This window comes from Corynebacterium sp. 13CS0277, assembly GCF_002994655.1.
GTDB lineage: Bacteria > Actinomycetota > Actinomycetes > Mycobacteriales > Mycobacteriaceae > Corynebacterium.
In genome coordinates this window covers 1-18,765 of record NZ_PPDL01000007.1, presented here as the reverse complement: position 1 = coordinate 18,765, position 18,765 = coordinate 1, and the positions used below count along the sequence as shown (strand labels likewise).

17 protein-coding genes are annotated in these 18,765 nt (G+C 66.9%); 10 read left to right on the top strand and 7 right to left on the bottom strand.

Features of this window, described 5'->3' with window-relative positions; genetic code table 11:
* Positions 1 to 24: 24 nt before the first annotated feature.
* A complete protein-coding gene (locus C1Y63_RS03940) occupies positions 25 to 696 on the bottom strand; it encodes a DedA family protein (RefSeq protein WP_106015170.1) in 672 nt (223 codons plus the stop codon).
* 281 nt (positions 697 to 977) lie between these two features.
* Here C1Y63_RS03940 and fbaA point away from each other — a divergent pair, with 281 nt between their 5' ends.
* Complete coding sequence (gene fbaA, locus C1Y63_RS03935) at positions 978 to 2,012, top strand: class II fructose-bisphosphate aldolase (RefSeq protein WP_106015169.1); 1,035 nt, start codon at positions 978 to 980, stop codon at positions 2,010 to 2,012.
* Between the two features lie 146 nt (positions 2,013 to 2,158).
* Positions 2,159 to 3,307 (top strand): aromatic acid exporter family protein, encoded by a 1,149-nt coding sequence (locus tag C1Y63_RS03930; protein ID WP_106015168.1) that lies wholly within the window; start codon positions 2,159 to 2,161, stop codon positions 3,305 to 3,307.
* On the opposite strand, the gene C1Y63_RS03925 is transcribed toward C1Y63_RS03930, so the two are convergent.
* Positions 3,304 to 4,122 carry a hypothetical protein gene (locus C1Y63_RS03925; protein ID WP_199189057.1) on the bottom strand — a complete coding sequence of 273 codons (819 nt, stop codon included), beginning with the start codon at positions 4,120 to 4,122 and terminating at the stop codon, positions 3,304 to 3,306. The genes C1Y63_RS03930 and C1Y63_RS03925 overlap by 4 nt on opposite strands.
* A 79-nt stretch (positions 4,123 to 4,201) precedes the next feature.
* Here C1Y63_RS03925 and C1Y63_RS03920 point away from each other — a divergent pair, with 79 nt between their 5' ends.
* Complete coding sequence (locus tag C1Y63_RS03920; protein WP_106015167.1) at positions 4,202 to 5,491, top strand: adenylosuccinate synthase; 1,290 nt, start codon at positions 4,202 to 4,204, stop codon at positions 5,489 to 5,491.
* A gap of 80 nt (positions 5,492 to 5,571) precedes the next feature.
* On the opposite strand, the gene C1Y63_RS03915 is transcribed toward C1Y63_RS03920, so the two are convergent.
* The 3 genes from C1Y63_RS03915 to C1Y63_RS03905 form a co-directional block, all read right to left on the bottom strand.
* A complete protein-coding gene (locus C1Y63_RS03915) occupies positions 5,572 to 7,233 on the bottom strand; it encodes a hypothetical protein (protein WP_106015166.1) in 1,662 nt (553 codons plus the stop codon).
* Entirely contained in the window at positions 7,226 to 8,041 is an 816-nt protein-coding gene (locus tag C1Y63_RS03910) for an ABC transporter ATP-binding protein (protein WP_199189056.1), read from the bottom strand. The genes C1Y63_RS03915 and C1Y63_RS03910 overlap by 8 nt, the downstream gene beginning before the upstream one ends.
* Before the next feature lie 116 nt (positions 8,042 to 8,157).
* Complete coding sequence (locus tag C1Y63_RS03905) at positions 8,158 to 8,658, bottom strand: phosphoribosyltransferase (RefSeq protein WP_106015165.1); 501 nt, start codon at positions 8,656 to 8,658, stop codon at positions 8,158 to 8,160.
* A gap of 86 nt (positions 8,659 to 8,744) precedes the next feature.
* Between C1Y63_RS03905 and purT the strand changes: the two genes are divergently transcribed.
* From purT to C1Y63_RS03890, 3 genes are all read left to right on the top strand, one after another.
* Positions 8,745 to 9,956: a formate-dependent phosphoribosylglycinamide formyltransferase gene (gene purT, locus C1Y63_RS03900; RefSeq protein ID WP_106015164.1), complete on the top strand. Its 1,212-nt coding sequence runs from the start codon at positions 8,745 to 8,747 to the stop codon at positions 9,954 to 9,956.
* Positions 9,957 to 10,052: 96 nt separating this feature from the next.
* Positions 10,053 to 11,912, top strand: a complete 1,860-nt coding sequence (locus C1Y63_RS03895; protein WP_146128851.1) for a hypothetical protein — start codon at positions 10,053 to 10,055, stop codon at positions 11,910 to 11,912.
* On the top strand, positions 11,888 to 12,502 hold the full coding sequence (locus C1Y63_RS03890; RefSeq protein ID WP_106015162.1) for an ATP-binding cassette domain-containing protein: 615 nt from the start codon (positions 11,888 to 11,890) through the stop codon (positions 12,500 to 12,502). Before C1Y63_RS03895 ends, C1Y63_RS03890 begins: the two co-directional genes overlap by 25 nt.
* On the opposite strand, the gene C1Y63_RS03885 is transcribed toward C1Y63_RS03890, so the two are convergent.
* Entirely contained in the window at positions 12,499 to 13,005 is a 507-nt protein-coding gene (locus tag C1Y63_RS03885; protein WP_106015161.1) for a GNAT family N-acetyltransferase, read from the bottom strand. The genes C1Y63_RS03890 and C1Y63_RS03885 overlap by 4 nt on opposite strands.
* Positions 13,006 to 13,128: 123 nt before the next feature.
* On the bottom strand, positions 13,129 to 14,484 hold the full coding sequence (locus C1Y63_RS03880) for an FAD-dependent oxidoreductase (RefSeq protein ID WP_106015160.1): 1,356 nt from the start codon (positions 14,482 to 14,484) through the stop codon (positions 13,129 to 13,131).
* Positions 14,485 to 14,695: 211 nt separating this feature from the next.
* Here C1Y63_RS03880 and C1Y63_RS03875 point away from each other — a divergent pair, with 211 nt between their 5' ends.
* The 4 genes from C1Y63_RS03875 to C1Y63_RS03860 all read left to right on the top strand — a co-directional run.
* Positions 14,696 to 14,980, top strand: coding sequence for a hypothetical protein (locus tag C1Y63_RS03875; RefSeq protein ID WP_106015159.1), 285 nt, complete (start codon positions 14,696 to 14,698; stop codon positions 14,978 to 14,980).
* A 153-nt stretch (positions 14,981 to 15,133) separates the two neighbouring features.
* Positions 15,134 to 16,540 (top strand): phosphate acetyltransferase, encoded by a 1,407-nt coding sequence (gene pta, locus C1Y63_RS03870; RefSeq protein WP_106015158.1) that lies wholly within the window; start codon positions 15,134 to 15,136, stop codon positions 16,538 to 16,540.
* A complete protein-coding gene (locus C1Y63_RS03865; protein WP_106015157.1) occupies positions 16,537 to 17,739 on the top strand; it encodes an acetate kinase in 1,203 nt (400 codons plus the stop codon). The genes pta and C1Y63_RS03865 overlap by 4 nt, the downstream gene beginning before the upstream one ends.
* Positions 17,740 to 18,208: 469 nt before the next feature.
* Positions 18,209 to 18,765 (top strand): hypothetical protein (locus C1Y63_RS03860; protein WP_369831015.1); only part of this gene is annotated, 557 nt, incomplete at its 3' end.

Genomic DNA, 18,765 nt, shown 5'->3' with positions numbered 1-18,765 from the left:
CCGGGGAGTGCGTGGCCGGTGGGGCTACTTCGCGGCCTTGGCCTTCTGGCGGCCCTTGATCGCGCCGAAGACGCCCGGCAGGATCGACACCAACACGATGCCGATGAAGATGATCTCAATGTTGTCCGCAACGACCTGGTACTGGCCCAAGTAGTGGCCCAGGGTCGTCACGCCCGCACCCCACAGGATGGCACCCGTGACGGAGAACGGCAGGAACACCCGGTAATCCATGCGGCTCATGCCGGCGACGAGCGGGGCGTAGGTGCGCACGATCGGCACGAAACGGCAGATGATCACCGTGATCGGGCCGTGCTTTTCAAAGAAGGCGTGCGACTCGTCCAAGTACTCCTTCTTGAAGATCTTGCCGTCCGGGCGGGACTTCAGGTGCTCCCCGAACTTCCGGCCAATCCAGTAGCCGCACTGGTCGCCCAAGAAACTCGCCAAGGGCAGGAAGATGAGCAGCTGCCACAGCGGGGCGAAGGGGTCCGGCTGGGAGGAGAACATGCCGGCGGTGAACAGCAGACTGTCGCCAGGCAGGAGGGGGAACAGCAGGCCGGACTCGATGAAGACGATGGTGAAGACGGCCGGCAGGATGAAATCGCCGAACGGACCCGACCCGCTGAGCAGGTACGTGGGGTCCATCCACTGCGGGCCCAAGGCCATGGTCATACAGTCGGCAACGCACGCGGGGTTCATGAGTAGGCATCTTAGCCTGAATGGGGCGGGTTCCGGCCGGGTGCGCGACACGCGTGCTGTGCCCTAGGCGGCGTACCCGGGGTGTGCGTGGCGTAACTCACGTTGGCTTTTCCGCCATGGGATGGCGCTCAAAGGTGCAGGTCACGCCACCCTGTCACATGGCAGATTTTTAGTCGGGCATGTCCATGGGGTGCAAACGGGTGCAATCGGACACGCAAGCGGGCACTGTCCGGGGCATAATGAAGGGCAGATTGTTCGTCCCCTTTTGGAGGTCTTAACTCATGCCCATCGCAACTCCTGAGGTCTACGCCGAGATGCTGACCAAGGCCAAGAAGAACGGCTACGCTCTTCCGGCCATCAACTGCACCTCCTCCGAGACCATTAACGCCGCCCTCAAGGGCTTCGCTGACGCCGAGTCTGACGGCATCATCCAGTTCTCCACCGGTGGCGCTGAGTTCGGCTCCGGTCTGAACGTGAAGAACATGGTCAAGGGCGCAACCGCGCTGGCCGCGTTCGCTCACGAGGCAGCCAAGAACTACAACGTCAACATCGCGCTGCACACCGACCACTGCCAGAAGGAGAAGCTGGACACCTACGTCCGCCCGCTGCTGGCCATCTCCCAGGAGCGCGTCGACCGCGGCGAGCTGCCCCTGTTCCAGTCCCACATGTGGGACGGCTCCGCCATCCCGATCGACGAGAACCTCGAGATCGCCCAGGAGCTGCTGGCGAAGGCTAAGGCCGCCAACATCATCCTCGAGCTGGAGATCGGCGTCGTCGGCGGCGAGGAGGACGGCGTGGAGGCCAAGGCTGGCGCCCAGCTGTACACCTCCCCGGAGGACTTCGAGAAGACCGTCGACGCGATCGGCCTCGGCGAGAACGGCCGCTACCTGCTGGCCGCCACCTTCGGCAACGTCCACGGCGTCTACAAGCCGGGCAACGTCAAGCTCCGCCCCGAGGTGCTCCTCGAGGGCCAGAAGGTCGCCGCGAAGAAGGCCGGCCTCGACGAGGGCGCAATGCCCTTCGACTTCGTCTTCCACGGCGGCTCCGGCTCCGAGAAGGAGAAGATCGAGGAGGCCCTGCGCTACGGTGTCGTCAAGATGAACGTGGACACCGACACCCAGTACGCGTTCTCCCGCCCGATCGTCGGCCACATGTTCACCAACTACGACGGCGTCCTCAAGGTCGACGGCGAGGTCGGTAACAAGAAGGCCTACGACCCGCGCTCCTACATGAAGCTCGCGGAGGCCGGCATGGCTGAGCGCATCGTCGAAGCCTGCACCGACCTGCACTCCGTCGGCACCACCCTGACGAAGTAACACCTCCCCGCGGCAGGGCGCAGCCCTTTTCCCGGCCACCTGCCGCTATTCCCCCAAGTCTTCGCACACCCCCGCCCCGTGGTTCCTGGGCCGGGGGTGTGCGTGTCTGCATCTACCCGACGCTTCGTTCCCTTTGGTGCTTCGCGATGTTTTCCTCCCCCTTCACCCACCGTGGGCACGAGATGCTCACCACCCGCCTGCTGCGGCTGAAAAGCTCCATGTTCCCCATCCTGCAGGCCGGCGTCGCCGCCGGCATTGCCTACTGGGCGGCACAAAACCTCTTCGGCCACGACCAGCCCTTCTTCGCCCCGATGGCCGTCGTCATCGTGCTGGGGCTCACCGGAGGGGACAGGCTGCGCCGCGCCTTTGAACTCAACCTCGGCGTGTCCATCGGCGTGGGCATCGGCGACCTCTTCGTCGGCCACTTCGGCACCGGCTGGTGGCAAATGCCCGTCCTCGTGATCCTCTCCCTCATGGGGGCCGTCTTCGTGGAGAAGGGCGTGCTGTTGGCCACCCAGGCGGCCCTCGGCGCGGTGCTCATCGCGACGATCATGCCGCCCGGCACCCACGGCGGCGCGGGCCGCATGCTCGATGCCTTCGTCGGCGGCCTCGTCGGCGTCATCGTCATCGCCCTGCTGCCCTCAAGCCCGCTGAAGGCAGGGCGGCAGGAAGTGTCGAACATTTTGTTCCTCACCTCCAAAACCCTCGGCACCGTCGCCGGCGGCCTGCGGGAGGGACAGCCCGAACTCATCCACAGTGCGCTCAACGAGGCCCGCGGGTCCCAGGGGGCGATCAACGCGATGATCGCCGCGGCGAAGGAAGGCAAAGAATCCCTCGCCGTGTCCCCGCTGCTGTGGCGGCAGCGCCACAAACTCAACTCCCTGGTGCGGATCCTCAACCCCGTCGACAACGCGATGCGCAACACCCGGGTGCTGGCGCGCCGCGCGGAAGTGCTGGCCCAAGACCACGACGAGGTCAGTGAGGAACAGCTCCACGTCATCCAGCGCCTCGCGGCGGTCGCCGATAGGCTCGCGCACCTCTACGCCGGCACCGGGGACACGAGCGCCAACGACGAAATCCCCCAGCTGGTGCGGGAACTGAAGTCGCTCGCCGCCCGCTCCGGGCTGGAACTCGCCGAAGGGCGCGTGTTGAGCGCCCAGGTCATCCTCGGGCAGACGCGCTCCATCATCGTCGACATGCTGCAAATCTGCGGCATGTCCCGCCGGAGTGCGCAGGCCGCGCTGAAGCCCACCAGTGAACACCCCGCACTGCCCCCGGAGGTGGCCGGCAGCTAGGGGCGCACCGCCTGCAGGTCGCGCAGGTGCCGGTAGATGGTGACTTTCTCCACCGCGCGGGGGCGCGGCACCCCATCGACCGTCACCCGCAAGGCGGGGCCACCGGCCTGTGCGGCGCGGCCCGCCACAATGGTGGCCGCATCCGCCCGCAGGTCCTCATCCACCAGGCGGGTTCCCACCAGCCCGGGGGCGGTGGTGGTGGCCACGATGCGGGCCCCGCGGGGGCCGGTCCGCTTCGGGCGGCCCCACAGGCCTGTGGTGGCCTGGTGGCTGGTGAGCACCTCATTGTCGACGACGATCTCCCCGGTGAGCTGGCCGGGGCCGTCCTGGAGGATCTCCGCCTGGCCGACAACGACGACACCGGCATCGTCCCGCAGCATCGGGGTGGGCCGCGCCGCACCCGTCACGGCCAGCACCACCGCCTCGGAGGGCACCTCCGGGATCCCCCACGTCGCCGCCACCGTCGATGGTGCCATCGGCACGTACGCCAGCTCGACCCAGGGGGTATCGGCGCGCATCATCCTCGTGGCCACCGCCGACAGGGCCGCATCAGTGCCCACCACAATGACCCGCAGCGCACCCGTGAGGTACGGGGCCTGCGGGGCCGGCTGGGGGGCCGCCTGCTCCGGAACATCCGGCTGGGCGGCAATCTCCTCCAGGGTGGGCGTCGGGTCCTCGGGCAGCACGCTGCGCGCAAGGTCGTCAAGGAATTTCAGGTCCCGCTGGCTGGGCACCTCCGCCAGGTGGTGCGTGTCCGCACCCGGAATGCTGAGGGAAAAGTCGCCGCACAGCAGGACCACAAGAGTAAGGGGCATACCGGCAGATTGTACTTCGCGTGTAGGATTTCCCTTTGGCCGTAAAGATTTCATTCCACACCATGGCAGGGAGAACCTCATGGCAGCAATCGTCATCGTCGGCGCCCAGTGGGGCGACGAGGGCAAGGGCAAAGCGACCGACATTCTGGGCGGTGTCGTCGACTACGTCGTCAAGCCCAACGGCGGCAACAACGCCGGCCACACCGTGGTCGTCGGCGGCGAAAAGTACGAACTCAAACTGCTGCCCGCCGGCGTCCTCAGCGAGAACGCCACCCCGATTCTCGGCAACGGTGTCGTCATCAACCTGGAGGCACTCTTCGACGAGATCGACGGCCTGGAAGCCCGCGGCGCGAACGCCTCCCGCCTGCGAATCTCCGCCAACGCGCACGTCGTCGCCCCCTACCACCAGGTCCTCGACCGGGTGCAGGAACGCTTCCTGGGCAAGCGTGCCATCGGCACGACCGGCCGCGGCATCGGCCCCACCTACGCCGACAAGGTCAGCCGCGTCGGCATCCGCATCCAGGACATCTTCGACGAGTCCATCCTGCGGCAGAAGGTCGAATCGGCCCTGGACATCAAGAACCAGATCCTGGTGAAGATGTACAACCGCAAGGCGATCGTCGCCGATGAGATCGTGGACTACTTCCTGTCCTACGCCGACCGGCTGCGGCCCATGGTCATTGACGCGGAACTGGTGCTCAACCAGGCGCTCGACGAGGGCAAGCACGTCCTCATGGAGGGCGGCCAGGCCACCATGCTGGACGTCGACCACGGCACCTACCCCTTCGTCACGAGCTCCAACCCGACCGCCGGCGGCGCCTGCGTCGGCGCGGGCATCGGCCCGACGAAGATCACCTCCTCCCTCGGCATCATCAAGGCCTACACCACCCGCGTCGGTGCCGGCCCGTTCCCCACGGAACTGTTCGACAAGTGGGGCGAGTTCCTGCAAACCACCGGCGGTGAGGTCGGCGTGAACACCGGCCGGAAGCGCCGCTGCGGCTGGTACGACTCCGTCATCGCCCGCTACGCCTCCCGCGTCAACGGCTTCACCGACCTGTTCCTCACCAAGCTCGACGTGCTCACCGGCATCGGGGAAATCCCCGTCTGCGTCGCCTACGACGTTGATGGTGTGCGCCACGATGAGATGCCGCTGACCCAGTCCGAGTTCCACCACGCCACCCCCATCTACGAGACGATGCCGGCGTGGGACGAGGACATCACCGGCTGCACCACCTTCGAGGAGCTGCCGCAGAAGGCGCAGGACTACGTGCTCTTCCTGGAGCGCATGTCCGGCTGCCGGATCTCCTACATTGGTGTCGGCCCCGGCCGCGACCAGACGATCGTCCGCCACGACGTCATGGACAACTAACACCACCCCTTGTCACGCACTCACCCCCGCCCCATGAACCATGGGGCGGGGGTGAACGCATGAAAAGGGGGGAAGAAGTGCTACACGTAGGCGTTGACCTTCGCGAAGACTTCCGGCCAGTGGGTGTCCAAGCGGCGGCCCGCCAGGCGCAACCCGCCCCACAGCAGGCCTGCCCCGATGAGCAGTGTGAGCACCGCGCCGGCGGTGAAGTTCCACAGCACCATGACGATGACGCCCGGCAGCAGCGGCAACGCGCCGCCACCCAACCCCGCGAAGGCGGAAATGAACGCGCCACCGGACTGCTGCGAACGATCCTTCATCGCCGGGGTGCCGGGCCGCGCCGTCGGGTACGGGTTGTACACGCACAACACCACCGACACCGCCAGGTTGCTCAGGCACATCGCCGGCATGACCACCACCACGTAGGGCAGGAACTGCGAGTCCGGGTCAACGAAGTACAACGCCAGCAGGAACACCGGCACGAGCGGCGCCATGAGGGAGGAGTACGCCACCACATAGTTGCGCAGCAGCACCCGCGGCGGCACCCCGCAGCTGATGTGAATCCAGTTCGCCGGGCCATCCAAACCCAGGGCGTTGATCATGAGGGTGCCGACCGCCATCGCGAGGAAGAAGCCCGCCACATAGGGCATGGGGGAATCCTCCATCACCAGGCCCATCGCGACGAAGCCCGTGGCCAGCACCGGCATGACGATGAGCGACTGCGACAGGCGGGTGTCCCGCCGGGCGTAGCGCCACACGCGGCTGCGCAGGGCACCACCCGGGGTGGCGGACTGGCCGCGCAGGAGGATGGTGTCCGAATCGGAGCGGGCCGAGGTGTCCACATCATTCGCCGTCGGCTCCGCGAGCGCGGTGCGGAAGGAGCGCACCCACAGCCACCACAGGAACACCACCGTGGCGACGGCGATGATGGCGGCACCCGCGGCGAGCCACCACTGGCCCATGATGATCGCCGGCACAATACCCGTGAGCGCGCCGAAGGGGGTGAGTGCCGCATAGCGGCCGAAGGTGAACACCCAATCGCCCAGCAGGTTGCCGTTGGTCACCATGCTGAACGCGAACCACACCCCCAAAAACGCGATCGTGGCGATCATGCCGCGGCGTTCCTTCGACTTCCGGTTCGTCGCCAGGTTCGCGGTCTGCGCAATCGCCTCCGCGCCCAGGATCGCCAGCCCGCAGGCGCCCACATTTGTCAGCACCCACGCGGGCACCCACCAGCCCTGCCCGTTGAGCGCGAGCCCCACGCTGCCACCAATGATGGTGATGAGCGTGCAGAGCATCGCGATCCCGGACCGCAGCTGCAGCAGCGTCGCCACCGCCATGCCGCGGCCCAGTGCCGCAGGGGAGATGGGAAGCGTGGCGAACTTCTCCGGCTGGATCTGGAACTCCGTCGACGGCATGATGCCGGCAAACAGCCAAAACATGAGCACACCGAGGGCCGGTGCCGCGATGAACGCCTCCGGGGCGGCCAGCTCGCTGACCGCAAGGTAGAGGGCTGCACCCGCAGCGATTGGCAGCGAGTACATCAGCATGAACACCAACTGCACGATGGTGGCGGTCGCGCCCCGCATACTGTGCCGCCACAGGCGGCGGTGCAGCGCCAGGATCGTGCGGGTTACCGACTTCGGTCCCGCCGGCGCCGCAGCGGGTGTCGGGGCAAGCTGTGCGGCGATGGTCTCCGCGGCGTGCGCGGTCTCCGCCGCAGACGAATGCATGTCAGTCACGGTGTGCCCCCATGTCGCCCAGCCAGCCCAAGGCCCCATCATCGAGGTCCCCGGCACCAATGAGATCGACGAAGACGTCGTCGAGGGCGCGACCCTGCCGCACCTCATCAATCGTGCCCGCCGACAGCACCTGGCCCTGGGCGATGATCGCCACATGATCGCACAAGCCCTCCACGAGCTCCATGACGTGGGAACTCATGACCACCGTGCCGCCCGCATCCCGGTAGGCGTGCAACAGCTGCCGAATATGGCGGGCGCTGACCGGGTCGACGGCCTCAAAAGGCTCATCCAAGATCAGCACCTCCGGGCGGTGCAGCATCGCACCCGCCAGGAGAATCTTCTTCGTCATACCCGCCGAATAGTCGACGATGAGCTTATTGTCCGTCGGCAAATCCAACGCCGCCAGAAGCCCCCGGGCGCGGGAAGAAATCGTCGCCTCGTCCATGCCGCGCAGCAACCCCAGGTAGGTGAGGTACTCCATCGCCGACAAGCGATCGAACACCGGCAGCCCATCCGCCAACAGCCCGTAGGCGGCCTTCGCCTGGGCGCTGGCATCGCGGTCGCTCCACACGGGGTGGCCGGCAATCCACGCCTGCCCCTGGGTTGGCCGCAGCAAACCCGTCGCCATCGTGATGGTGGTCGTCTTGCCCGCACCATTGGGCCCGACCACGCCGTAGAAACTGCCCCGCGGCACATCCATGCTCAAGTCATCGACGGCGCGGTGCTCACCGAACACCTTCGTGAGGTTGCGGATCGCGATCGCGGGTGTGGTGGGCTCTGGGGCGAGGGGCGAAAGATATGGGTGCATGATGAACAGCCTATAGAAAGTATGGCCTTTGTGTGGCCGATTGAAGTACGGGGGTGGGAAAAGCCCCCGCACGACAAGGTGCGGGGGCTTGACCTCACGGTGAGTGAAGGGGGTGCCTAGTTGGCGGTCACCGGCGGCTCCGCCGACCAGGGGAACACAATCCACTCGTCGGTGCGCTTCCACACATAATCCGGGTCGATCTCCGAACGGGACTTCGCGTACAGGACCGCCGACTTACACGACGCACCCTCCTTGCTCAGCAGCTCCAGCACCAGCGCCAGGGTGCGGCCGGAATCGGCCACATCGTCGACGACGAGCAGCTTCTTGCCGCGGATCGAATTGACGTCCAGCAGCGGCTCCAGCAGCACCGGGTCCGGGAGGGTTTCCTCGACGTCGGTGTAGAACTCCACATTGATCGCGTCGGACAGCTTCACCCCCATGGCGTAGCCGAGGGCGCCGGCGGGCAGCAGGCCGCCGCGGGCCACCGCGATGATGATGTCGGGCTCGAAACCGGAGTCCGCGATCTGCTGCGCCAGCTCGCGGGATGCGGCACCGAAGCCATCCCAGGTGAGAATTTCCTTGACCTCAAGGTCGGATGAGTCTGCGTGGTAAGCCATAGTCTGATGGTACAGCCCCACACCGCTCGCGCGCCCGCGCAGCAAACACGCAGACCGCGCCCGCTGCAGGCGGTAAAGTTGGCTCCATGTTCACCCCCGCTGCTCTTGGTACGCCCCTGAACCCCTCAGCCACGAAGGTGCTGCTGCTGGGATCGGGGGAACTCGGCAAAGAAGTCGCGATCGCCTGCCAGCGGCTCGGCGTGGAAGTCCACGCCGCCGACCGCTACGACAACGCCCCCGCCCAGCAGGTCGCCCACTACGCCTACACCCTCGACATGTCGGACCCGGCGGCGTTGCGCTCCCTGGTGGAAAAAATCCGCCCCGACCTCATCGTCCCCGAAATTGAGGCGATCGCCACCTCCGCCCTCGCCGAGCTTGAGGAGGAGGGCTTCACCGTGGTGCCGACGGCGCACGCCACGAAACTGACGATGAACCGGGAGGGCATTCGCCGGCTCGCGGCCGAAGAACTCGGGCTGCCGACCTCCGCCTACGCCTTTGCCTCCACCTTCGAGGAGTTCGAAATCGCCGTCGGCCAGATGGGGTACCCCTGCGTCGTGAAGCCCGTGATGAGCTCCTCGGGGAAGGGGCAGTCGGTGGTGCGGGACGAAGCCGACATTGTGCCCGCCTGGGAGCACGCCCTCGCCGGCGGCCGCGTCGCCGCCGAGAAAGTCATCGTGGAGCGCTTCATCGACTTCGACTACGAAATCACGCTCCTGGCAGTCCGGTCCATTGATCCTGCGACCGGTAAGCCCGCCACCTGGTTCTGCGAGCCGATCGGCCACCGCCAGTCCGGCGGCGACTACGTGGAAAGCTGGCAGCCCATGGCGATGAGCGCCACTGCCCTCGACACCGCGCGCAGTGTGGCCGCCCGCATCACAGGCGCCCTCGGCGGGCGCGGCGTGTTCGGCGTCGAACTGTTCATCCACGGCGATGACGTGTACTTCTCCGAAGTGTCCCCCCGCCCCCACGACACCGGCATGGTGACGATGGCGACGCAACGCTTCTCCGAATTCGAACTCCACGTCCGCGCCATCCTCGGGCTGCCCATCGACGTCACCCTCACCTCCCCCGGTGCGAGCGCCGTCATCTACGGCGGCGTCGACGCCGCCGACGTGACCTACACGGGATTAGCTGAAGCGCTCGCCCTGCCGGAGGTGGAAGTCCGACTCTTCGGCAAGCCCGAATGCTTCAGCCGCCGCCGCATGGGGGTGGCGCTCGCCACCGCCGAAGACACCGACACCGCCCGCGCCCGGGCGGCAGAAGCCGCCGCAGCGATCGTCGCCCACGAAGTCGACTAGGGGGAGGCGCGGGGGTGCCACCCCTTGACGTAGCAGGTCAGGCGAATCTAACCTGGCGGCCACGCGGCGAAAAAAGCCAGGAAGGCAGGCCAAGAGATGCGAGTGATTCGTCAGCTGAGCCTGCTGCTGTGGGTGGTGGGCCTTCTCGCCGGTGGGGTTGCCGCGCTGCAGATCGCCGGCATGGAACGGAGTAACTCCTTCTATGTCGTCCAGCACGGGGTCGTCCACGCCATGTCGGGGGATCGGCTGCCGGATGACGCCCAGGCGGTGGCTGGTCTGCAGCGCATCGCCGCGGCCCACCCGGAGGTCACCTTGGTGCGGGTTCGCACCGCGGCCGACGGAGACTCCGGCAACCAAGACATCACCTACGCCGGTGATCCCTCTCGGTTGCCGGACGGGGGCTTCACCCCCGGGCTGCGCTATGAGCACACCCCCGTCGAGGCGGCGAACAACCTGTTTGGCTTTTGGGCCTACCGCGGGCACCCGGAGGACGGTGGGGGTGCCGTGCTCGCGGAGATCGCCGAGGTGCTCAGCGGCGCCGGCTATGAAGCACAGGTGCATCGGCTGCCGCCGGCGGTGGAATGGTGGGGCGGAACCTCCATCACGTTTTTTGCGCTGCTGCTGAGCCTGGCGCTGTTGGCGGGGGCGGCATACGCCCGGGCGTGGGCGCGGGCAGTCGCCGTCGTGGTCGCGGGCGGCGGCCGCCGAAGTCAGCTCTTTGTTCACCCTGCGCCCGTCGTGGCGCTGTTCGGCGGCGTGGTGACTGCCGGGGTGGTGCTCGCCGCGGCGGGCGCGCGCCCCCTGGAACTGTTTCCCCTTCGTGCCGCGGTGATTGGTGCCGTGGCGGCAGCTGCTGTGGCTCTCGGAGTCGTGCTCGGTGTTGCGAGGGTGACCCCGGGGCGGGTGCGGGCCGCCATGGGCGGTGATGTTCCGGAGCGTCTCGTCCGCCGCGGGGCGATCGCGCTGCGGCTCGTGTTGACCGTGGCTGTGGGGTTGCTCCTGCCCGCGGCGGCGCGCGCCCAGAGCCAGGTTGTCCCTTATATTCTCCCGGAGCACCCCGGCTATGCGGTGACGCTTGCCGGCGGGCCGAAGGGCTATCACGAACTCCTGGCCAAGGAGATCCGCGGCAAGGACATCGACCTGGCGGCCCTGGGCGGGGTGGCGGAGTGGCAGCGCACCCCGAACGGGCCGGCGATCGTGAGCACAACGGGCACCCCTTCCCACGTGGTGTGGGTGCCGTCCCGCGCGGCCGCGCACGCAGCCTCGGTCGGGGAGAAATACCCCGACTATGAGGTGCGGATCTATGACGAGGCCACCGATCCCCGCCGGGTGGTACCCCGGGTGCCGCCCCGCACCGCCGGCGCCGCACTACCTATCGACAACCCAGTGCTCATCGTGCACGACCCCAGCCTGCAGGACGTGCCCGACCGGGAGATCAGCGCGGCACTGAGCTCCGGGCAGCTGACGTTCCGCCACGAAGCGGACGCCTATGCCGTGCTGCGTAGTGCCGGCGGCACGCCGGTGAGCGGCGCTGTCTACAGCGTCGACAAGCAGTTCCGTGACACGGCGGCGGCGCGGCGCGCCGAGCGGGATATCGCCGTCATGCAGGTGGCTGCCGCCACCGGCGGCCTGTTGCTCGCCGCCATCCTCCTCGGCGTGGCGCAGGGCAGCCGCCGCCGGGAACGCGCGCGCATCCGGCATGCCTGCGGCTGGCCTTGGTGGCGCACCCACAGCCGCCCCCTGCTGGAGGAAACCACCCTGATGATTGTGCTGCTGGTGCCGGTGATTCATGCCGCCGCGCAGCAGCTGCCACCCCTGCCCGCCTGGGCACACGACATGGACGCCACCAGCAGCTGGGTCACCGTACCGATCGCCGCGGCGATCGGGTGCGTGGCCACGGTGCTGCGGCTGCGCGCACTGAAGGAGAAGCCATGGACATCGACCTTGAGGCCGTAGGCTACCGCCTCCACGACACGTGGATCCTGCGGGACATCACCGCCACCATCACCCCGGGGCTCACCGCCATCACCGGGCCGAGCGGCTGCGGGAAATCCACCCTCTTGGGCCTCATCGGTGGCCTCCTGGAGGGCACCGGCACCATCCGCGTCGACGGGCGCCCCCACCCCGGGCCCCACGGCCGGCGGGGTCGCATCTTCCGCCGGGATGTCGCCGGCTGGCTGTTCCAAGACTATGGGCTCGTCGGCGGGGACACCGTCGCCGCCAACGTGGGCCTCGCCCGCAGGAAAGTCGCAGCCTGGGAAATTGAGGAGGCACTCACCCAGGTCGGGTTGGCGCGGCGGGGGACAGAACTCGCCGGGGTGCTCTCCGGAGGGGAACAACAGCGGGTGGCGCTCGCGCGGCTCATTGTGAAAAACCCGCCGCTCATCCTCGCGGACGAGCCGACGGGCTCCCTCGACACGGCGAACGAGGACCTGGTGCTCGGCATCCTGCGGCGCCTCGGCGGCACCGTCATCATCGCCACCCACTCGCCGCGCGTCGTCGCCTCCTGCGACGCCGAACTGCGGCTGCCTGCGCGCGCAGCCTAAGCTGCGGCCCGCAGCATCGGGGTGTGCATGATGCCATCCCAGTCGAAGTCCTCCCCGATGCGGGTGAAACCGAACTGGGAGTAGAAGTCACCCAGGTGCGCCTGGGCAGTGATCACGATCGGCAGGCCCGGGTAGGTTTCCTCCGCCAGGCGCAGCGCCTGCTCCATGAGTTCCTTCCCCAATCCCGTGTTGCGGGACTCCAGGTCGACGCACACCCGCCCGATCTCCGCCACCTGGGCAGAGTCCGTCGGCACCGACTCCAGGCCGCACTCGCGGGCGAACGTGGCCGTATCCACCGCGTAGACGCGGGCCGTGCCGCGCAGCACCTTGTTGCTGTCGAAGGCCTGCATGTGGGCCGTCGAGTCGAGCGCATCAATGTCGTCGATCTCGGCGTAGGGGCAGCGCTGCTCGTGCACGAACACGTCGACGCGGAGCTTGTACAGGTTGTGCACCTCCAGCGCGGAGAGTGCGGACAGCGGGGACACCGCAAAAAAGTAAGACATAGCGGGTCAACGTAAACCACCGGGCGGCCAATCACCAAGCCGCTGGCGGGAAATATCGCCAAAAACAACCCCACCCCACGCCCGTGACTCTCATCACGGTGCGTGGGGTGGGGTGGTGGCGGGTTAGGCGCGGGAGTGCTTGACCATCTCGTCCCACTCGACGATCTTCTTCCGCTCGCGGCCCTCCGCCTCGCCGAGGCGACGCTCCTCCGCATCGAGCTGGTGCCACCCATTCCACGTGGTGTACGCCAGGCCCTTGTCCTCCAGGAAGGTGATCACGTCCTCCTTGGCGGGGCGTGCGGGCGCGTCGAGGGCACCTGCCGCGTAGTCGGCGAGCAGCATCTCGATGGTTTCCTTCGCGTCGCCCTTCGTGTTGCCGATGAGGCCGACGGGGCCGCGCTTAATCCAGCCGGTGGTGTACAGGCCCGGCACGATCTGCCCGCCCGGGGCGTCGAGCACGTGGCCACCATCGTTGGGGATGACGGCAGCTTCGTCATCGAAGGGCACATCGTTGACGGCGTCGGAGCGGTAGCCGACCGCGCGGTACACCGCGCCGACAGGCCAGGTGGTGAACTGGCCGGTGCCGCGCACGTTGCCGGTGCCGTCGAGCTCGGTGCGCTCCGTCTTCAGGCCCACCACCTTGCCGTCCTCCCCGAGGATCTCCACCGGGGACTCGAAGAAGTGAATGAACAGCTTGTGGGGCGCGCCCTTCGGGTCGCGGATCGCGTACTGCTCCAGGGTGGAACACACCAGGTCCTGGGTCTTCGACTCGCGGCGGGCGGCCTCGGAGGCCTCGTCGTAGTCAATATCCTCCGGGTTGACGACCACCTCAATGGTGGGGGAGTGGTCCAGCTCCTTGAGCTCCAGGGGAGTGAACTTCGCCTGGGCGGGGCCACGGCGGCCGAAGACGTGCACCTCGGTGGCCTTGTTCGTCTTCAGCACCTCGTACACATTGTCCGGGATCTCCGTGACGTGGAGCTCCTCGCCCGTCTTCGCGAGGATGCGGGCCACATCCAGGCCCACGTTGCCGACACCCACGACGGCGACCTTCTCCGCCGACAGATCCCAGTCCCGCTTGAAGTCCGGGTTGCCGTCGTAGAAGCCCACGAACTCCGCCGCGCCATAGGAGCCCTCAAGGTCCGCGCCCGGAATGTCGAGATCGCGGTCGCCGGTCGCGCCCGTGGAGAACACCACCGCGTCATAGAACTGACGCAGCTCCTCCACGGTGACATCCTCGCCGACAGCGATGTTGCCGAGGAGACGCAGCTCCTCCTTCTCCATCACCTTGTGCAGCGCATTGACGATGCCCTTAATGCGCGGGTGGTCGGGGGCCACACCGTAGCGGATCAGGCCGAACGGGGCGGGCATCCGCTCGTAGAGATCAATCTCGACGGGAGTGTCCGACTTCATCAGCAGGTCAGAGGCGTAGATGCCGGCGGGGCCGGCGCCGATGACAGCAACGCGCAAGGGACGAGACATAAAACAAGGAATCCTTACAACACACGGGTGTGCGCGCACCTGGCTATCCGGGGCGTGCAGACACGGCAGGAACAAATAGGGTCATCTTAGTCTAGCTGCACTCGCGGTGGGGGTGGGTGGGGCGAACAACACCCTTGCCGCGGGTGGGGTTGCCTGCTTCCATGGGAGGGGAACTACTGACGCAGTCCTGACAGATAAGGGGGCTTGTTGTATGCACACCACTTTCGGCGCATCCCTTCCCGCACTCCCCGGGGTCGATGCGGACCTGCTGCTGCGCGTCGCCGGCGGCGTCGCCGTGGCGATTGCGGCGGTGCTTGCGTTGCTGTTCGGCGGTGGGAGCTCCACCCCACCGGCCGCGCCCGCGGCACCGTCGGCACCTGCCGCGCATCCCCAACCGCCGGTGGCGACCAGCGTGGCGCCGACGACGTCTGCGCGGCCGCCGTTCCCTGCCGAGCCCACCATCACGATCCCGACGGTGCATCGCCCGGTGATGTGAGGCCATCCACCCCCGAATGCGGTGCCGGGGGTGGATGCAACACGGTAGGATTATGCGTTGAATCACGCACGCCCAGCTGGCGCGGCCCATGACACACACCCCCTGTTGGGGGTGCCACGCACCGTGGGCCCCACACACTTGAAAGGACACTACGTGACTGCCTCCGCGCCCTCCGTTCTGTTCACATCCATCGGACGCACCTGCGAAGGAGTCGACGTCGTCGACTTCGCCCGACGCCTGGGGCTGGCGCACCGGCCCCTCGTGACGGGTGAGCCGACGCTGGCCGCCATCATTGCCTCCGAACCGCTGGCGGACGGGCCGGTGCTGCTGCAGGGCACGGGATCCCTGGACTTCGATTCGAAGGCGGCGGCCGCGCTCGGGGTGCCGCTGGTATTCCTCGTGCACACCCGCGAAGACGTGGGCGACTACCGGGTGGAACTGTCGTACCTGCACGCCGAAGAACTCGGGGCCACGGTCGCCGGGCATTTCCACGTCGCCGACATCAACGAGGGTGATAGTGAGGCCATTCGCGCCCAGATTGAGCGGAATGCTGCCGGGGTGGCGCCGGTGATGAACGCAGACCTGTTTGAGCACTGGCTGCTCAAGCAGGCGAAGGACTACCAGGCGCACATCGTGCTCCCCGAAGGCGATGACGATCGCATCCTGCAGGCCGCCGACCAGTTGCTCGCGCAGGGTATTTGCGAGTTGACGATCCTCGGCAACCCGGAGTCCATGCAGGCCCGCGCCGCAGAGCTGGGGCTGGATATCTCCGCCGCCCACCTCAAGGACCCGGAGACTGACCCGCAGCGCGAAGAATTCGCCGCCCAGTTCGCCGAACTCCGCAAAGCCAAGGGCGTGACCCTGGAGCAGGCCCGGGAGACGATGCGGGACATTTCCTACTACGCCACCATGATGATCCACAACGGCCTGGCCGACGGCATGGTGTCCGGGGCGGCGCACACCACCGCGCACACCATCAAGCCGTCGTTCCAGATCATCAAGACCGCGCCGGGCGCGTCCGTGGTGTCCTCCATCTTCCTCATGGTGATGCGTGGCCGCCTGTGGGCCTTCGGTGACTGTGCCGTCAACCCCAACCCGACGGCAGAGCAGTTGGGTGAGATTGCCGTCGTGTCGGCGAAAACCGCCGCCCAGTTCGGTATCGACCCGAAGGTTGCGATGCTGTCGTACTCCACCGGCACCTCCGGTGCCGGCCCCGATGTGGAGCGCGCGGCCGCCGCAGTCGCCCACGCCCGCAGCCTCGACCCGGAGCTGAAGGTGGATGGCCCGCTGCAGTTCGACGCCGCCGTCGACATGGGTGTGGCGAGCAAGAAGATGCCCGGCAGTGAGGTCGCCGGCCAGGCGACAGTGTTCATCTTCCCCGACCTGGAAGCCGGCAACATTGGCTACAAGACCGCGCAGCGCACTGGCCACGCCCTCGCCGTCGGCCCCATCCTGCAAGGCCTCAACAAGCCCGTCAATGACCTGTCGCGCGGTGCCACCGTTCCGGACATCGTCAACACGGTCGCCATCACCGCCATCCAGGCAGGAGCAGCGAAATGAGCCTCGCCCTCGTTCTCAACTCGGGATCCTCTTCGATCAAGTTCCAGCTTGTCGACCCCGCCACCCATGCCACTGACGAACCCTTCGCGTCCGGGCTGGTGGAACAAATCGGGGAACCGCAGGGCACCATCACACTGAAATACCAGGGGGAGAAGCACCAGGTGCAGGCCCCCATCCCGGACCACTCCGTGGGGCTCGACATGGCGTTTCAGCTCATGGCGGACCATGGGTGCGGGCTCGCCGACGTCGACATCAGTGCGGTCGGCCACCGAGTCGTGCACGGCGGCATCCTGTTCTCCCAGCCGGAGATCATCACCGATGAAATTCTCGACATGATTCGGGACCTCATCCCGCTGGCGCCGCTGCACAACCCCGCCAACATCAACGGCATTGAGGTGGCGCGCGAACTGCTGCCCGACGTACCGCACGTCGCCGTCTTCGACACCGGCTTCTTCCACTCCATGCCGCCTGCCGCCGCCCTCTACGCCATCAACGCGGACATTGCCGCGCAGCACGGGGTGCGTCGCTACGGATTCCACGGCACCAGCCACGAATACGTGTCCTCCCACGTGCCGGAACTCCTCGACATGCCGGCGGGTGCGGTTAACCAGATCACCCTCCACCTGGGTAACGGTGCCTCCGCCGCCGCAATCCGCGGCGGGCAGGCCATCGACACCACCATGGGGATGACGCCGCTCGCCGGCCTCGTCATGGGCACCCGCTCCGGCGACATTGACCCCGGTATCGTCTTCCACCTCCACCGCAGCGCAGGGATGAGCATTGACGAGATCGATCAGCTGCTTAACCGCGACTCCGGTGTCAAAGGCCTGTGCGGGGTCAACGACTTCCGCGACATCAAAGCCCGCATCGACGCCGAAGACCAGGACGCGTGGTTGGCGTACAACGTGTACATCCACCAGCTGCGCCGCTACATCGGCTCGTACATGATCGCCCTCGGGCGCGTCGACGCCATCACCTTCACCGCGGGTGTCGGCGAAAACGCTGTTGATGTGCGCGCCGATGCTCTGGCCGGGCTGGAAGGCTTCGGCATCAAGATCGACCCGGAGCGTAACGCCCAGCCCAACACGGGCACGCGAGAAATTTCCGCCGACGATTCCCAGGTCAAGGTGTTCGTCATCCCGACCAACGAGGAGCTCGCGATCGCCCGCTACGCCGTGGCGCTTGCCGGGCAAAGCTAAATACCCGCCACCCCACACGAAAGGGGGTCGGGGCACCACACCAGGTGCCCCGACCCCCTTTTTCTATGCCCGCACAACACCGCGACAAGACACCGCACACGCACACCCGCAACCCCACACATGCAAAACCACTCATGATTCCACGGGCCCGGAAGACCCCTCCCGAAGAAAGAAAAACAACACCATCAAATCAAGCGACAGATAAACACCCCCGCATCCCACCCCAAACGTCACACCCCACACACACCCACACGACCAGCACACCACCCCACAAACGTCACACCCCCATACACCACACCCCAGGAACCACCACCAAAACACCCCAAAGTTATCCACAACCAGCTCGAAAAACCCTTCGGTTATCCACAACGTCAAAAAAGTTGCCCAAAACCCTCGACAACACCCCACAAGCCCCCATACAGTGGCGTCCAACAAACGTTCGACCCACTCCTAAGGAGGTCCGGCAACCATGGCGTACCGCAAGAGCAAGAAGCTCAACAAAACCCCCTTCCTCGACCCCCGCAACTACACCCTCATCCCGGAAGAAGACCTCGGCCCCATCACCGACGGGTCGAACACCCCTGCCACCAACAACACCACGCGCAGCACTACCGGAACGCCGACCATCGCCCACCCCGGCACGCAGCCCACCGCTGTCGAGTGCCGTGATGTGCGACTCGAGCCGGCACTTGCCGCCGACAGGACGGACAAGCCTGCCGACGCGATTACCGTCAACATCCCCGCCATCGATAAGACGACCACCCCTGCCCACGACACGTCCGACTCAGCCGACGATGCAGCCGTCGGCGAGTCCGCTGATGCCGTCGACACCTCTGCCGCCGATGCTGCCGGCACTGGTGCTGCCGTGGGCGAGTCCGCTGATGCCATGGACGCCTCTGTCGTCGAGGAGGCCGACACCCCTGCCGTCGGTGAGGGCTCCACCCCCGCTGGTGTTCAGGCTAGTGACGTCATCGATGCCGAACCGATCTTCGGCCCCAACCTCCCCGCCACCTGCCGCGCAGACAT

What these genes read in the sequence shown, in the direction of transcription:
- C1Y63_RS03940 (WP_106015170.1), bottom strand. Translation starts at nt 696, where the DNA reads ATGAACCCCGCGTGCGTTGCCGACTGTATGACCATGGCCTTGGGCCCG.
- fbaA (WP_106015169.1), top strand. Translation starts at nt 978, where the DNA reads ATGCCCATCGCAACTCCTGAGGTCTACGCCGAGATGCTGACCAAGGCC.
- C1Y63_RS03930 (WP_106015168.1), top strand. Translation starts at nt 2,159, where the DNA reads ATGTTTTCCTCCCCCTTCACCCACCGTGGGCACGAGATGCTCACCACC.
- C1Y63_RS03925 (WP_199189057.1), bottom strand. Translation starts at nt 4,122, where the DNA reads ATGCCCCTTACTCTTGTGGTCCTGCTGTGCGGCGACTTTTCCCTCAGC.
- C1Y63_RS03920 (WP_106015167.1), top strand. Translation starts at nt 4,202, where the DNA reads ATGGCAGCAATCGTCATCGTCGGCGCCCAGTGGGGCGACGAGGGCAAG.
- C1Y63_RS03910 (WP_199189056.1), bottom strand. Translation starts at nt 8,041, where the DNA reads ATGCACCCATATCTTTCGCCCCTCGCCCCAGAGCCCACCACACCCGCG.
- C1Y63_RS03905 (WP_106015165.1), bottom strand. Translation starts at nt 8,658, where the DNA reads ATGGCTTACCACGCAGACTCATCCGACCTTGAGGTCAAGGAAATTCTC.
- purT (WP_106015164.1), top strand. Translation starts at nt 8,745, where the DNA reads ATGTTCACCCCCGCTGCTCTTGGTACGCCCCTGAACCCCTCAGCCACG.
- C1Y63_RS03895 (WP_146128851.1), top strand. Translation starts at nt 10,053, where the DNA reads ATGCGAGTGATTCGTCAGCTGAGCCTGCTGCTGTGGGTGGTGGGCCTT.
- C1Y63_RS03890 (WP_106015162.1), top strand. Translation starts at nt 11,888, where the DNA reads ATGGACATCGACCTTGAGGCCGTAGGCTACCGCCTCCACGACACGTGG.
- C1Y63_RS03885 (WP_106015161.1), bottom strand. Translation starts at nt 13,005, where the DNA reads ATGTCTTACTTTTTTGCGGTGTCCCCGCTGTCCGCACTCTCCGCGCTG.
- C1Y63_RS03880 (WP_106015160.1), bottom strand. Translation starts at nt 14,484, where the DNA reads ATGTCTCGTCCCTTGCGCGTTGCTGTCATCGGCGCCGGCCCCGCCGGC.
- C1Y63_RS03875 (WP_106015159.1), top strand. Translation starts at nt 14,696, where the DNA reads ATGCACACCACTTTCGGCGCATCCCTTCCCGCACTCCCCGGGGTCGAT.
- C1Y63_RS03865 (WP_106015157.1), top strand. Translation starts at nt 16,537, where the DNA reads ATGAGCCTCGCCCTCGTTCTCAACTCGGGATCCTCTTCGATCAAGTTC.